This is a genomic window from Novosphingobium sp. UBA1939, assembly GCF_002336885.1.
GTDB lineage: Bacteria > Pseudomonadota > Alphaproteobacteria > Sphingomonadales > Sphingomonadaceae > Novosphingobium.
Genome location: NZ_DDFB01000037.1, coordinates 41908 through 55682, shown reverse-complemented (window position 1 = coordinate 55682; position 13775 = coordinate 41908). Strand labels below are relative to the sequence as shown.

General features: G+C 67.1%; 12 protein-coding genes. 3 read left to right on the top strand and 9 right to left on the bottom strand.

The features are described from left to right. The first annotated feature begins 156 nt into the window (after positions 1–156). Positions 157–648, top strand: coding sequence for a GNAT family N-acetyltransferase (locus B3547_RS06155; protein ID WP_292961229.1), 492 nt, complete (start codon positions 157–159; stop codon positions 646–648). A gap of 33 nt (positions 649–681) precedes the next feature. Here B3547_RS06155 and B3547_RS06150 read toward each other — a convergent pair whose 3' ends face one another. From B3547_RS06150 to B3547_RS06120, 7 genes are all read right to left on the bottom strand, one after another. Continuing rightward, positions 682–1968, bottom strand: coding sequence for a metal-dependent hydrolase family protein (locus B3547_RS06150; RefSeq protein WP_414690504.1), 1287 nt, complete (start codon positions 1966–1968; stop codon positions 682–684). 629 nt (positions 1969–2597) lie between these two features. After that, positions 2598–3143: a GNAT family N-acetyltransferase gene (locus B3547_RS06145; RefSeq protein WP_292961226.1), complete on the bottom strand. Its 546-nt coding sequence runs from the start codon at positions 3141–3143 to the stop codon at positions 2598–2600. Continuing rightward, positions 3140–4351 (bottom strand): DUF445 domain-containing protein, encoded by a 1212-nt coding sequence (locus B3547_RS06140; RefSeq protein ID WP_292961239.1) that lies wholly within the window; start codon positions 4349–4351, stop codon positions 3140–3142. Before B3547_RS06140 ends, B3547_RS06145 begins: the two co-directional genes overlap by 4 nt. 125 nt (positions 4352–4476) lie before the next feature. Continuing rightward, entirely contained in the window at positions 4477–7572 is a 3096-nt protein-coding gene (locus B3547_RS06135) for an efflux RND transporter permease subunit (RefSeq protein WP_414690503.1), read from the bottom strand. Between the two features lie 49 nt (positions 7573–7621). Further along, positions 7622–8869: an efflux RND transporter periplasmic adaptor subunit gene (locus B3547_RS06130; RefSeq protein WP_414690505.1), complete on the bottom strand. Its 1248-nt coding sequence runs from the start codon at positions 8867–8869 to the stop codon at positions 7622–7624. Positions 8870–9234: 365 nt separating this feature from the next. After that, positions 9235–9534: a DUF1153 domain-containing protein gene (locus B3547_RS06125; protein WP_124809897.1), complete on the bottom strand. Its 300-nt coding sequence runs from the start codon at positions 9532–9534 to the stop codon at positions 9235–9237. Positions 9535–9549: 15 nt separating this feature from the next. Then, entirely contained in the window at positions 9550–9885 is a 336-nt protein-coding gene (locus B3547_RS06120; protein WP_124809896.1) for a hypothetical protein, read from the bottom strand. Positions 9886–10064: 179 nt separating this feature from the next. On the opposite strand from B3547_RS06120, the gene mnmA reads away from it, so the two are divergent. Then, the gene (gene mnmA, locus B3547_RS06115) at positions 10065–11222 is read left to right on the top strand and encodes a tRNA 2-thiouridine(34) synthase MnmA (protein ID WP_292961222.1); all 1158 of its coding nucleotides are present in this window, start codon (positions 10065–10067) and stop codon (positions 11220–11222) included. A gap of 12 nt (positions 11223–11234) precedes the next feature. On the opposite strand, the gene B3547_RS06110 is transcribed toward mnmA, so the two are convergent. After that, the gene (locus tag B3547_RS06110; protein WP_124809894.1) at positions 11235–11639 is read right to left on the bottom strand and encodes a hypothetical protein; all 405 of its coding nucleotides are present in this window, start codon (positions 11637–11639) and stop codon (positions 11235–11237) included. 32 nt (positions 11640–11671) lie between these two features. Between B3547_RS06110 and B3547_RS06105 the strand changes: the two genes are divergently transcribed. Continuing rightward, positions 11672–12805, top strand: coding sequence for a serine hydrolase domain-containing protein (locus B3547_RS06105; RefSeq protein ID WP_292961219.1), 1134 nt, complete (start codon positions 11672–11674; stop codon positions 12803–12805). Here B3547_RS06105 and B3547_RS06100 read toward each other — a convergent pair. Then, entirely contained in the window at positions 12798–13775 is a 978-nt protein-coding gene (locus tag B3547_RS06100) for a cation diffusion facilitator family transporter (protein ID WP_124809892.1), read from the bottom strand. The two genes, B3547_RS06105 and B3547_RS06100, sit on opposite strands and share 8 nt — an antisense overlap.

Below are 13775 nucleotides of genomic sequence, written 5' to 3'. Positions count from 1 at the left end.
GGCGCATCGATCCCGCGCCGCCGTGAATCGCAATGCTCCAGCGCAGAGCGGAATCCGCGCGTGTTTCGCTTGTCTCGGTCATGCCGGAAGCGATAGCAGATGAAACCGGATGGGGCAGCATGTCCCTGAAAAACAGTCACGGACAAGAGAACGGGCATGGGCCGGCACGACATCACCGCATTGCGCTTCGTCGAGGACGCGCTGTCCGGCGAGGAGGTACAGGCCCTGGTCGCGTACCATCTGGCCGACATGCAGCGGCATTCGCCGGCGGACAAGGTCCACGCCCTGCCGGTGACGGCGCTGCGCCGGCCGGACGTCACCTTCTGGTCGGCGTGGATCGGGGAAGCCATCGCCGGCATCTGCGCCCTGCGGCATCTGGCGGACGATCATGGCGAACTGAAATCGATGCGCGCCGCCCCGGAATGGCGCGGGCACGGCGTGGGCGAGGCGATGCTGGTGCATCTCCTGTCCGAGGCCCGGCGCCGGGGTTACGCCCGGGTCAGCCTCGAAACCGGGCGCACCGAACCGTTCCACCCCGCGGTCGGGCTCTATCGCAAGCATGGCTTCGTGCCGTGCCCCGCCTTTGCCGATTACGTGATCGACGATTTCAGCCAGTGCCTGACGCTGGACCTGTCCGGCCGCGCCTGATTCACGGCCTGATTCAGGGCCTGCTTCAGCGCCTCATTTCACCACGTCGCCGCCCTTCATCACGTGCTGCACGTTTTCGAGCACGGTGATGTCGGCCAGCGGATCGCCGCTCACCGCGATCATGTCGCCGAAATGGCCGGGGGACAGCGCGCCGACGTCCTTCGACCAGCCGAGCAGCTCCGCCGAAACCGTGGTGGCGGACTGGATCGCCTGCATCGGCGTCATGCCATAGCGGACCATGTACTTGAACTGGCGCGCGTTCAGGCCGTGGGGATAGACGCCCGCGTCGGTGCCGAAGGTCAGCTTCACCCCGGCCTTCACCGCCTTGCGAAATCCTTCGCGCTGCGCGTCGGTGGTGTCCACGTTCTTGCGCAGCATGTCCGCCGGCCAGCCGTGGGCCTTGCCGTAATCGTTGATGAAATCGCCGTTGTAGATGTCCATGTCGAGGAACACGCCCTTCGCCTTGGCCAGCGCGATGCCCTCATCATCGATCAGCGAGGCGTGCTCGATCGATTTCACGCCCGCGCGGATGGCGGACTTGATGCCTTCCGCGCCGTGCGCGTGCGCCGTCACCCACGATCCGCGCGAGGCGGCGGTGGTCACGGCGGCATGCATCTCTTCCTCGGTCAGTTCCTGCTGGCCGGGTTCGGTGCCTTGCGCCAGCACCGCGCCGGTGGCGATCAGCTTGATCGAATCCACGCCGTGCTGGAACAGGTAGTTGACCTTCTCCACAGTGTTCGCGGCATCGGTGACCACGCCCGCGCGCATGTCATCGGGCACTTTCACGTCGGGCGCGAAGCCGGTCACCTCGCCGCCGCCGCCGGGGATGGTGACATAGGCGCCGACGGAACTCATGCGCGGGCCGATCACGTCGCCCCGGTTGATCGCGTTGCGCAGCTCGACATCGGCGAAGGCGCGGAAACAGCCGACATCGTGGACGCTGGTGAAGCCGGCCAGCAGCGTGCGCCGGGCGTTGCGCGCGCCGATATAGGCGATTTCCATCGGCGCGTGCAGCAGCGGTTCGGCCACGTTCTCGCTCTGCTCCAGATCGGCAAGGTGAACGTGCATGTCGATCAGGCCGGGCAGCACGGTATAGGCCGACCAGTCGACCACGGTCGCGCCCTGCGGAACCGGCCCGTCCGCCGTCACGGACACCACGCGGCCGTCGTCCACGCGGATCAGGCGCGCGGGCAGCACGGCGCCCTTTTCGGTATCGACCAGCCGCCCGGCGCGGACATAGACCGTCTCCGCCAGCGCCGCGCCCGGCGTCATGACCTGCGCCAGCACGAGCGCGGCCAGCGCTGCAAAACCCTGTTTCATGCCAATTTTTCCCGTCTCCAGCGCGGTCCCGCGCGGAGACTGGCGGACTCCGGTTGCAGATGCAACGATTTAGGCGGGGGCGTCACGACTTTCAAAAGCGGCGGTGGATTTTCCAAAACTTGGCCGTCAGCATAAACGGAAAGATTGTTACGATAGCCCAAGGGGCCAAAAGGATCGGAACAAAAGCACAGTAAAACCACCAATCGCCAAATTCATGTTCGATGTCGTTTGGGTATGCGGCTGTGAACCACAGAGCGCACCAAAGCGGAAACAACCACAAGCCGATTATGGCAACAACCCGTAGCTTACCAGCGGGCAGAAAGCCCGCTAAAATGGATGCTAGGATTGCGATGAGAACTAGCCACACACCGGCAATCTAAATCGGACCTTCGATGTCCGCAATGACGTCGTGTCCGGAACGGCCGCTCTTACCGGAGGCAGGCGGAAAGCGGAATACCGCCAATCCCCATGGCCGCTCGTCCTGAGCCTGTCGAAGGACGCGCGCGGTGCTGGCCTTGCGCGGCAAACCGCCCCAAGATCAACCGGATCGCGCGTCCTTCGACAAGCTCAGGACGAGCGGGGTTTCTGATATCCAAAGCCCGCAATCGTTGTCGTGTCCAGACAGCCGCCTAAATCGCAGCGCCTTCCGGCAGCCGTTCCAGCAGGATGAGCGGGCGTTCCTCGCCCATGTCCTCCACGGCATAGCGCACGAAGCCCAGCCGGGCGGCGAGCGCGAGCGAGGCGTCGTTGCCCTCCTCGATCATGCAGGCGATCCGGCGCGGGCCGATCGCGGCGTCGAACCAGGCGATGGCCGCGCGCATGGCCTCGCCGGCGATGCCCTTGCCCCAATCCGGCTGCGCCACGATCCAGCCCGCCTCGATCGCGTCGTCCAGCCCCTTGCCGAAGCCGCGCCACGAATGGAACAGGCCGCACAGCGCCACCAGCCGGCCGTCGGCGCGGTCGCGGCAGATGAACGTGCCGTAGCCATAGAGCGCCCAGCTTCCGGCATTGCGGATCAGCCGTGCGAACTCGTCCGCCTCGCTCGTCGGACGATCGCCCAGGAAGCGCCGGACTTCGGGCGGCGCGACCATCGCGAACAGTTCGGCCCGGTCGGACGCGCGCGGCTTCCACAAGGCCAGGCGTTCGGTCAGCAGGAAGGGTTCGTCGTCGTTCATAGCAGCACGTCCACGGCATGGATCGAAACACCGACCAGCCCGCCCACCAGCGTGCCGTTGATGCGGATGAACTGGAGATCGCGGCCGACCGCGCCTTCGATCCGGTCGGTCACGGTGCGCGCATCCCAGCGGCGCACCGTTTCCGATACCAGCCGCACGATCTGCCCGCCATAGCGCGTTGCCACGCCCACCAGCGTGCGCCGGGCGAAGCGGTTGACCAGCAGTTGCAGCCGTGCGTCGTGCTGGAGCGCCCGGCCCAGCTCGCCCAGGCTGGCGCCAAACTGGCCCGAGAGGACGCCATCGGGCTGGCGCACCGCCTTCAGCAGGCCGGCGCGCCCGCGTTCCCACACGGCATCGAGCCAGGCGGCAAAGGCGGGATTGGCCAGCACTTCTTCCTTCATCCCCTCCACCCGCGCCCGCATCGCCTCGTCATGCACCAGATCGTGCGCCAGTTGCTCCAGCCCTTCTTCGATCTTCCGGCGCAGCGGATGGTCCGGCATCACCACGGTTTCCGCCAGCAGCTTGTACAGGCCATCGAGAATCCCGTTGGCCAGCCGTTCGTCCAGCCCGGTCCAGCGCAGGATCGCGTTGGCGCGATCGTGAATCATGGTGCGGACAAGTTCCTCGTTCGCTTCCAGCGCCAGCGCCGCGCGGCGCGCCAGCCCCTCGATCACCGGCATGTGCCGGCCATCGGCGATCATCGCGCCCAGCAACTGCCCCAGCAACGGCGCCAGATCGAACTTGGCGATCTGGCCGCGCAAGGCCCCCTTGGCGAGGCCGCCCAGCTTTTCCGGATCGAGCGATTCGAGCACATCGGCCACCAGATTGGCCGCGCCCGCGCGCACCCGGCCCTCTCCGCCGCGCGGATCGGCCAGGAAGCCGCCCGCCATGGCCGCCGCGTTCATGCCGGCAAGCCGCCGCGCCACCACCTGCGGGGTCAGGAAGTTTTCGCGCAGGAACGCCGCCATCGAATCGGCCAGGCGGTCCTTGTTTTCCGGGATGATCGCGGTGTGCGGAATCGGCAGCCCCAGCGGATGCCGGAACAGCGCCGTCACCGCGAACCAGTCGGCCAGCCCGCCGACCATCGCCGCCTCGGCAAAGGCGCGCAGGAAGCCCCACGCGGGCGGTCCGCCGCCTTGTTCGGCCTGGCGGGCGAGGAAAAACAGCACGGCCATGACGAGCAGCAGGCCGGTCGCGAACAAGCGCAGCCGGCGTGCGCGGTCATCGGCCCGATCATCGGGAAGAAGTGTCCCTTTCAGGCGCGCGGCCGTGCGGGTCCGGGAAGAGGCGCGGGAGGGCATCGCCCTCCCCGCCGGATCGTCGGAGAAATCCGTCACTCGGCCGGTAACGCTCCGTCGGCGGTTTTGTGCCGGGGATCATGCGGATCGTAAGTGAGCACGCGCCGGCCCAGCCACGGGCCGATGCGCTTCTCGACGCCGTCGGCCAGGCTGAAGCCCGCCGGCACGATCAGCAGCGTGAGCAGCGTCGACAGCGTCAGCCCGCCGATCACCACCGTGCCCATCGGCGCGCGCCAGCCGCCATCGCCGCCCAGCGAAATCGCGGTGGGCACCATGCCCGCCACCATCGCCACCGTGGTCATCACGATCGGCTGCGCGCGCTTGTGCCCGGCTTCGAGGATCGCCGCCAGCTTGGGCGTGCCCGCTTCCATTTCCTCGATCGCGAAGTCGATCAGCAGGATCGAGTTCTTGGCGACGATGCCGAACAGCATGAGGATGCCGATGAACACCGGCAGCGATTGCGATTGCCCCAGCACCAGCAACAGCAGCAGTCCGCCCAGTGGCGCCAGGAACAGCGAGCCCATGTTGACCAGCGGCGAGATGAAGCGGCGGTAGAGTAGCACCAGCACCGAGAACACCAGCAGCACGCCCGCCGCCAGCGCGACGAAGAAGTTGTTCAGCATTTCCTGCTGCCAGCGGTCCTCCCCGGCGGGCGCGTTGGACACGCCCTGCGGCAGGTTGCGCATGATCGGCAGGTTCTTGATCGCCTTGTCGGCCGTGCCCTTGACCACGCCTGGCGGCAGGTCCGCGCCAACGAAGACGCGGCGGTTCTGGTTGTAGCGCTGGATCGTGGTGGGGCCGGAGCCGAACGAGATCGTCGCCACGCGGGCCAGCGGCACCGATCCGCCGGACGCGGTGGGCACCGGCAGGTTCTCGTACGTCGACAGATCGCGGCGCGACAGGACCGGCAGCTTCACCCGGATCGGCACCTGCCGGTCGGACAGCGAGAACTTGGCGCTGTTCTGGTCGATTTCGCCCTGCGTGGCGATGCGGATCACCTGGCTCAGCGCCTGGGTGGTCACGCCCAGCGAGGCGGCAAGGTCCATGTGCGGCGTGATCACGATTTCGGGACGGCGCAGGTCCGCGCTGATCCGCGGCGCGACCACTTCCTTCAACCCGCTCATCTGTTCGACCAGCGTCTGTGCGGTCTTCTGCAGCAGTTCGGGATCGGAGCCGGACAGCATCACGCTGATCGGCCGACCCGATCCGCCGCCGGGGCCGCCACCGTTCTGCGACTGGAAGTTGACGCGCGCGTCGGAAACCTGCTGCAGCACCGGCGTCAGCTTGCGCTCGAGGACGAGGCTGCTTTCCTTGCGGTCCTTCTTCCAGTTGAGGAACACGCGGCCGTTGCCTTCGCGGATGCGCTCCAGCGCCACGCCCAGGTCGGGCTGGTCCTTCACCAGCGCCAGCACCTCGTCCACCTTCTGTTCGGTCTGCTCGATCGTGGTGCCGGGCACCATGTCGATGGTGATCGTGCTGAAATCGTTGTCGGTATCGGGGAAGAACTGCTGCGGGATCACCATGAACATCACGCCGGTCAGCAGCAGCGCGGCAAAGCCGATGCCCATCATCCACAGGCGATGGTCGCGCAGGCGCGCCATGGTCCAGTGGCGGAAGCCGGGACGGATGCCCCGCGCGCGGACCGAGGCGAGGTAGGCCTGCACGCGCGACGTATCGAGCGACCAGGTCAGGATCTTCATGTAGCGGTCCATCCACGGCCCGCCACCATGTTCGGCGTGGCCGTGCGCTTTCAGGAAATAGGCCGCGACCATCGGCGTGATCATGCGCGCCACCAGCAGGCTGAACAGCACCGCCACCACCACGGTCATGCCGAAGTTCTTGAAGAACTGGCCGGAAACGCCCGGCATCAGCGCCACCGGGAAGAACACCGCGACGATCGAGAACGTCGTGGCCAGCACGGCCAGCCCGATCTCGTCCGCCGCGTCGATCGAGGCCTGATAAGCGGATTTGCCCATGCGGATGTGCCGGACGATGTTCTCGATCTCCACGATCGCATCGTCCACCAGCACGCCCGCGACCAGGCCCAACGCCAGCAGCGACATGGTGTTCAGCGTGAAGCCCATCAGGCTCATCACCCAGAACGTGGGGATGGCGGACAGCGGGATGGCGATCGCCGAAACGATCGTCGCGCGCCAGTCGCGCAGGAAGAAGAACACCACGATGACCGCCAGCACCGCGCCTTCCACCATCGACGACATCGAGGTGCGGTATTCGTCCTTGGTGTAGCCCACGCTGCTGAACAGCTGCTGGAAGCGGACCTTGTTGCCCTGTTCCGCCTGCAGCTTGGCCAGTTCCTTGACCGTTTCGTCATAGACGCTGACGTCGGATTCGCCCCGCGCGCGGGCAATGCTGAAGGTGACGACCGGCTTGCCGTTGAACTTGGCGATGGAGGTGATTTCGCTGTAGCTGTCGCGCACGTCGGCCACGTCGGCCAGCTTCACGGTGCGCCCGCCGCTCAGCGCGATCTGCGTCTGCGAAAGGTCGAAGGCCGACCGCGCATTGCCCAGCACGCGCACGGATTGGCGCGCGCCGGCCACTTCCGCCTTGCCGCCGGCGGCGTTCAGGTTGACCTGGCGCAGCGTGGCGTTGATCTGGTTGGCGGTAACGCCCAGCGACTTCATCCGCATCGGATCCAGCGTGACCGCGATTTCGCGGTTGACCCCGCCGGCACGCGCCACTTCCGCCATGCCCGGCAGCGCCAGCAGCCGCTTGGCCACGGTATCGTCGATGAACCACGAAAGCTGCTCGATCGTCATGTCGTCGGCCGAAACCGCGAAATAGGCGATCGGATCGGACGAGGTTTCCGCCTTGAACACCGACGGTTCCAGAATGCCATCGGGCAGTTCGCCGCGCACCTGGTCGACCTTGTTCTTCACCTCGCTGACGGCGGCGTTGATGTCGGTGCCGATCTTGAACTGGACCATCGTCTGGCTGCTGCCTTCGGATGCCGTCGAGGTGATCGTATCCACACCGGCAATCGTGCGGACGCTGGATTCGACCTTCTGGGTGATCTGGTTCTCGATTTCGGTCGGCGCCGCGCCCGGTTGCGAGATCTCGACGATCACCATCGGGAACTCGATGTCCGGATTGTTCTGGACCTTCATGCCCATGAACGAAACCAGCCCGGCCAGCGTCAGCCCCANNGCGCCGGGCTCCGGATCAGTGGCCGGTGGCCGGCTTGGCTGCCGTTTTCCCGCCCGCCACCGGGCGCACCTTGTCACCCGGATTGAGGAAGCCGCCCGCGCGCAGCACGATGCGTTCGCTGCCGTTCAGCCCTTCGCGCACGACGATGCCGGCCGCCGTCACGTCGCCGACCTTCACGGGGCGGCGTTCCACCTTGTCATCCTTGTTCACGACATAGACGAAGGCGCCGTTCTGATCGTTGAGGATCGCCGATTCGGGCAGCATCGGTGCGGTGACGGTGCCACTGCGAATCGTCGCGCTGGCGAAACCGCCGGGCCGCAGCGCATCGTTGTACGGCAGCGCGATCCGGGCGATGCCTTCGCGCGTGGTCGCGTCGATGGTCGGCGCCAACTGCCAGATCTGGCCGGTGAACGGCGTGGCCGTGCCCACCGGGGTCACGTCCGCGCTGACGCCAACGGACAGCTTCGCCATGTCGGCTTCGGCCAGACGCGCCTGCATTTCCAGTTCGCCACCCTTGGCGATACGGAACAGCACGCCGCTGCCGCTGCTGACCACCTGCCCCGGCTCCACGCCGCGCGTCAGCACAAGGCCCGCTTCGGGCGCCAGGATGTTGAGCCGCGCGGTGCTGGCACGCAACTGCCCCAGCGTGGCCTGCGCCACGCGCACTTGCGCCACTGCCGAATCGCGCGTGGCGGTCAGGCGATCGACGTCGGCCTTGGAAATGAAGCCCTTGTCGACAAGCTTGAGCGCGCGATCGAGATTGGACTGGGCGATCCGGGCGTTGGCTGCGGCCACTTCCACGTTGGCGGCCTGGCTTTCGACCTGCTGGGCCTGCACCGACCGGTCGATGACCGCCAGGACCTGCCCGGCTTGCACCCAGTCGCCGGCGTCGACCAGCACGCTCGCCACCTTGCCGCCTTCGCCGGCGACGCCGACGGGCATCTCGCGCCGCGCGGCGATCGTGCCGCTGGCGACGATGGTGCCCTGCACCGAGGTCATGCCGGGCGTGATGACCGTGACCGTCTGCGCCTGCGCCCCGCCCTGCTCCGCGCTTGCGGTCGCTGCCGCGTTGCGGTGCTTGAGGTAGTAGGCGCCGCCCAGCGCGAGCAGGACGAGTGCCACGACCAGCAGCACGCGGCCGCGCGACCATCCGCCGCCGGTCCGCCCAACTTCCATGTAACCCGACGCGACACCCGCATGGGCGGCATCCGCCTGCCGGCCGGCGTCGTTCATGTCCGCACTGATGCTGGTTTCGTAGTTCATCGTTTTCACGCGTCGGTCTCCACGGTGGCCGGGGAGACCTGCCCCTTCCTTCAAACCAAGGTGTATTATACGTGTATGGCAGTGGCTGCAAGCAGGCCTTCTGCGCAAGCTTGGCACCTTTGTTCATGGCAATAGACGTCGAAACGACGAGTGGCAATTCTGGCTCGACGAAGAACGATCCATGCCCTTGAAGGCATTGCGCCGTTCTGGACCGGTCCGGCCGGGCGAAGGTGGTCGTCCGGGTAGGTATTCGTGATCCCGGCAGCTGAGCGCGCGCGGTCCGTTTCGGGACCGGCATTGCCCAAACGGAAACAGCCGCTCCTGAAAACAGGAGCGGCTGCCCGTGGATAACCGGTAAAAAAGCGTCAGTACTTGAGCTGGCGCTCGTACAAATCGCGGTAGTGCTGGATGCGCGTCACGCGCAGGCCCTGCATGCCGGAGCGGTCGACCGCCCGCTGCCACGAGGCGAATTCCTCGATCGTCAGGCTATAGCGTTCGCACACTTCGTCGATCGTCAGCAGCCCGCCATTGACGGCGGCCACGACTTCGGCCTTGCGCCGGACGACCCAGCGCTTGGTGTTGGGAGGCGGCAGGCTATCGACCGTCAGCGGTTCGCCGAGAGGTCCGATAACTTGCGCCGGTCTGATTTTCTGGTTCTCGATCATGGCAATACTCGTCGATCAGCTCGGCTCGACAGGGGGGGAGGGCGGCGTTTGCTTCGCCGGCAATGTTCCTCCTTCCGCTTTGCCATTCGTTGAACGGGTTGGGTTAACGGGAGTTTCAACATTTTCGCCGCCCGTCAGGAGCCGTGCGGCAAGCCCGTGAAAGCTCGCGCCGCCTTGCAGCGTGGTGCTGCCCGGCAACGCCTGTTTCACCGCCTTGCGCAGATCCTGCGCCGCGACCAGACGCGCGCACAGTTCGTGCCAGCCGAGCGGACGCAGGCGTTCGCCCTGCCCCCCGCTTTCGACGAGGCACGAATCACCCGGTGGCCGGATATCGTTGAATCCCATTTCCATGAGCGGGTCTCTAGCCCGGGCAGTCATAAGGGACGGTAAAGGCCGCCTTTACCAAGAGTTAGGAATAGCCATTCTGGCGGCAATTAATTGCTTCCATCGTCCGGCGCACCAGCCGGGCAAGGCGGGGAATTGCGCATTTTTCCTGCATTCCCTCCGCAAATGTGCTTATGGGACGGCGCATGGCCAGTCTTTCCTCCGTTTACGATTACGCTACATTTTTCGATCTGCCGCAGCCATTGAGCGCGCGGCGGATCGTCGTGGCGATGTCGGGCGGCGTGGACAGCTCGGTCGTAGCGGGCCTCGCCGCCGCCAGCGGCGCCGAAGTGATCGGGGTGACGCTTCAACTCTACGATTACGGCGCCGCCACGGGGCGCAAGGGCGCCTGCTGCGCGGGCGACGACATCCGCGATGCCCGTGCCGTGGCCGACCGGCTGGGCATCGCGCATTATGTGTTCGACCACGAATCGAGCTTTCGCGAGGAAGTGGTCGAACGATTCGCCGACGATTACCTGGCCGGCCGCACGCCGATTCCCTGCATCCGTTGCAACATGGGGCCGAAATTCACCGACCTGCTGCGCATGGCGCGCGAACTCGGCGCGGATTGCCTGGCCACGGGGCACTACGTGCGCCGCGTGGCCGGCGCGGCCGGGCCGGAACTGCACCGCGCGCTCGATCCCGCGCGCGACCAGAGCTATTTCCTCTATGGCACCACGGAAGAACAGCTCGCCTTCCTGCGCTTTCCGCTGGGAGGCCTGCCCAAGACCGAGACGCGCCGGATCGCCGCCGACCTGGGCCTGGGCGTGGCGGCCAAGCCCGACAGCCAGGACATCTGCTTCGTTCCCGATGGCGATTACGCGCGCGTCGTGCGTTCGGTGCGCCCCGAAGGCGACGCGCCGGGCGAGATCGTCCATGCTGCCACCGGCGAAGTGCTCGGCCAGCATCGCGGCATCATCCACTATACGGTCGGCCAGCGGCGCGGGCTGGAGATCGGCGGCCAGCCCGAACCGCTCTATGTCACCGCGCTCGACGCGCCGCACCGGCGCGTGCTGGTGGGGCCGAAAGCCATGCTTGCCGTGGGCCAGGCGCGAATCATCGAGACCAACCGCATCGGCGCCCTGCCGCAGGATGCGCCGCTAACCGCCAAGGTGCGGTCGCTGGCCAAGCCGGTGCCGGTCGTGCTCGAAGGCCCGTTCGGGGATGGCGCGGAAACCGCCATCCGTTTTCTGCAGCCGGAATACGGCGTGGCGCCGGGGCAGGCGGCAGTGCTCTATGCCGGGGATCGCGTGATCGGCGGCGGCTGGATCGCGGAAACCGGCCGCTGGCAGGACGCGGCCTGATCCGCTCCCGGATCAGTCGTTCCAGGGCTGGAGCACGCAGCCCGATCCCTCACGGTATGTCGCGGTTTGCCGGGCCAGCAGCGGGAAACGCGCGGTAACGCTGCGCGCCTGCGGGTCTTCCGACAGCGTGATCATTGCCATGCCCGCCTCGAAATCTTTCCGGCAATCGCTGAGCGTGCGCCCGCCGACATAGCGGCACGAGCAGCCGACGCGCGCGCCGTAGGATGCGCCGGTGATCGCGTAGCCGTGAAGCGCCGGCCAGAAATAGGCGAAGACGGCCACCAGCAGCGCCACGACCGGCAGGACCAGACGCCAGCGCCGCCGCCCGCGCGGTGGCGCGCCGTTGGCCGGGGAGCCGTCCGGGTTCGATCCATTCCGGTCAGACTTTGCGGAAGAAGATGCGTTTGCGGTTGCCATGTCCGGGCCATCTGGAGGAAAGGACTGACGCCATGGCCCGCCCGCGCTTGTCCCATATCCTCCCCCTGCTGCTTGTGCCAGCCTTGATCGGCTGCGGCAGGTCCGGAGACGCGCCCGCACCGCCGCCTCCGCCGCTGTCGGACGCCGCGATGAAGGCGGTGGTCCAAGACCCGGGGACGAATCGCGAAGGCCTGGCCCGCGCGGTCGACGCGCTGTTCACCGACGAGGCGGCTGCGGAGACCCGCGCGGTGATCGTCATGCGTGGCGGGCGGATCGTGGCGGAACGCTATGCCCCCGGCTACCACGAGAACACCCGCTTCGTGAGCTGGTCGATGGCCAAGTCGATCACCGGGGTGATGATCGGGATGCTGGTCTCGGACGGGCGGCTGCGACTCAACGAATCAGCGCCCGTCCCCGCGTGGCAGCGTCCCGGCGATCCGCGTGGCGAGATCACGCTGCGGCAGCTGCTGCAGATGCGATCGGGGCTCAAGCATGTCGAGGCGGGCGATCCCGTGTATGAATCCGACGAGGTGCGGATGCTGTTCCTGGACGGGCGCGACGACATGGCGCGCTATGCCGAGGACCAGCCGCTCGACAGCGAACCGGGCAAGACCTTCCGCTATTCCACCGCGACCAGCGTGATCCTGTCCGATCTCGCCGCGCGCGCGCTGGCGCCCGTGCCCGATGCCGAGCACCGCCGCCGCGCCGTGGCCGAATATCTGCGCACGCGCCTGTTCGAACCGGCCGGAATGCGCTCGATGCTGCCGGAATTCGACGCGGCGGGCACGCTGATCGGCGGATCGCTGATCCACGGTACGGCGCGCGACTGGGTGCGGTTCGGCGAGTTCCTGCGCAACAAGGGATCGGTGCGCGGGGCGCAGATCATCCCGCGCCAGTGGATCGATTTCATGACCACGCCATCGCCGCGGCAGGCGCAATACGGCGCGCAGATCTGGCTGAACCGCACGCCCAGCGGCAAGGACCGGCCCGCGCTGTTCCCCGATCGCGGCCCGAAGGACCTGTTCGCCTGCATCGGCCACCTGGGCCAGTACGTGCTGGTCTCGCCCAGCCGCAAGCTGGTGGTCGTGCGTCTGGGCAAGACGCCCGACGACAAGCTGGGCGCGGTGACGGGCCACCTCGCCGACATCGTCGACACGTTCAGGTAGCAGGTTCCCCGGCGGGCGCGCCCTGCACCGCCAGCGCCGGGCTTTCCCCGTCCGGGCCGGGCGCGAGAAGATCGCGGGCACCCAGCGGCGCCTCGTTCACCAGACCTTCGGGATCGGGATGGATCAGCACTTCCACGCCGGGGAAGGCCTCCATCAGCTTTTCCTCGATCTCGTCCATCACGCGGTGCGCCTCGGTCACGGTCATCTTGCCATCGACCCAGACATGGAACTGCACGAAATCGCGATCGCCGCTGGTGCGCGTGCGCAGATCGTGCAGGCCCTTCAACTCGGGGTGCTGGGCGACGACCTCGAGGAACCGCTCGCGCTTTTCGAGCGGCCATTCGTGGTCCATCAACTGCTCGATCGCATCCTGCGAGGCGCCCCACGCACCCCAGCCCAGCCACAGCGCGATGCCGAACGCGAAAGCCGCGTCGACGCCGCCCAGCGCAAGGTAATGATCGAGCACGAGCGCGGCGATCACCGCGAGGTTGAGAAACAGGTCCGATTTGTAGTGGACGTTGTCGGTGCTGATCGCGAGGCTGCCGGTCTGGCGGATCACGTGTCGCTGATAGGCAAGCAGCGCCACCGTGGCCACCATCGCCACCACCGACACGATCACGCCCGATTCGGCCTCTGCCACCCGCTCTCCGCCCAGGAACTGCCCCACCGCGCGCCAGGCCAGGCCTAGCGCCGAGATCGAGATCAGCACGACCTGGAACATCGCCGCGAGCGCTTCGGCCTTGCCGTGCCCGAAGCGGTGGTTGTGATCGGCCGGCTGCGCCGCGACCCATACCCCCAGCAGCGTGGCGGCGCTGGCCACCAGGTCCAGCCCGGTATCGGCCAGGCTTCCCAGCATCGCGGTCGAATGCGTGGAGATCACCGCCCACAGCTTCAGGCCGGCCAGCAGCGTCGCCACGGCCATGCTGGCCATCGCCGCGCGCCGGTTGAGATCGGAGGGGATCGCGCTCAT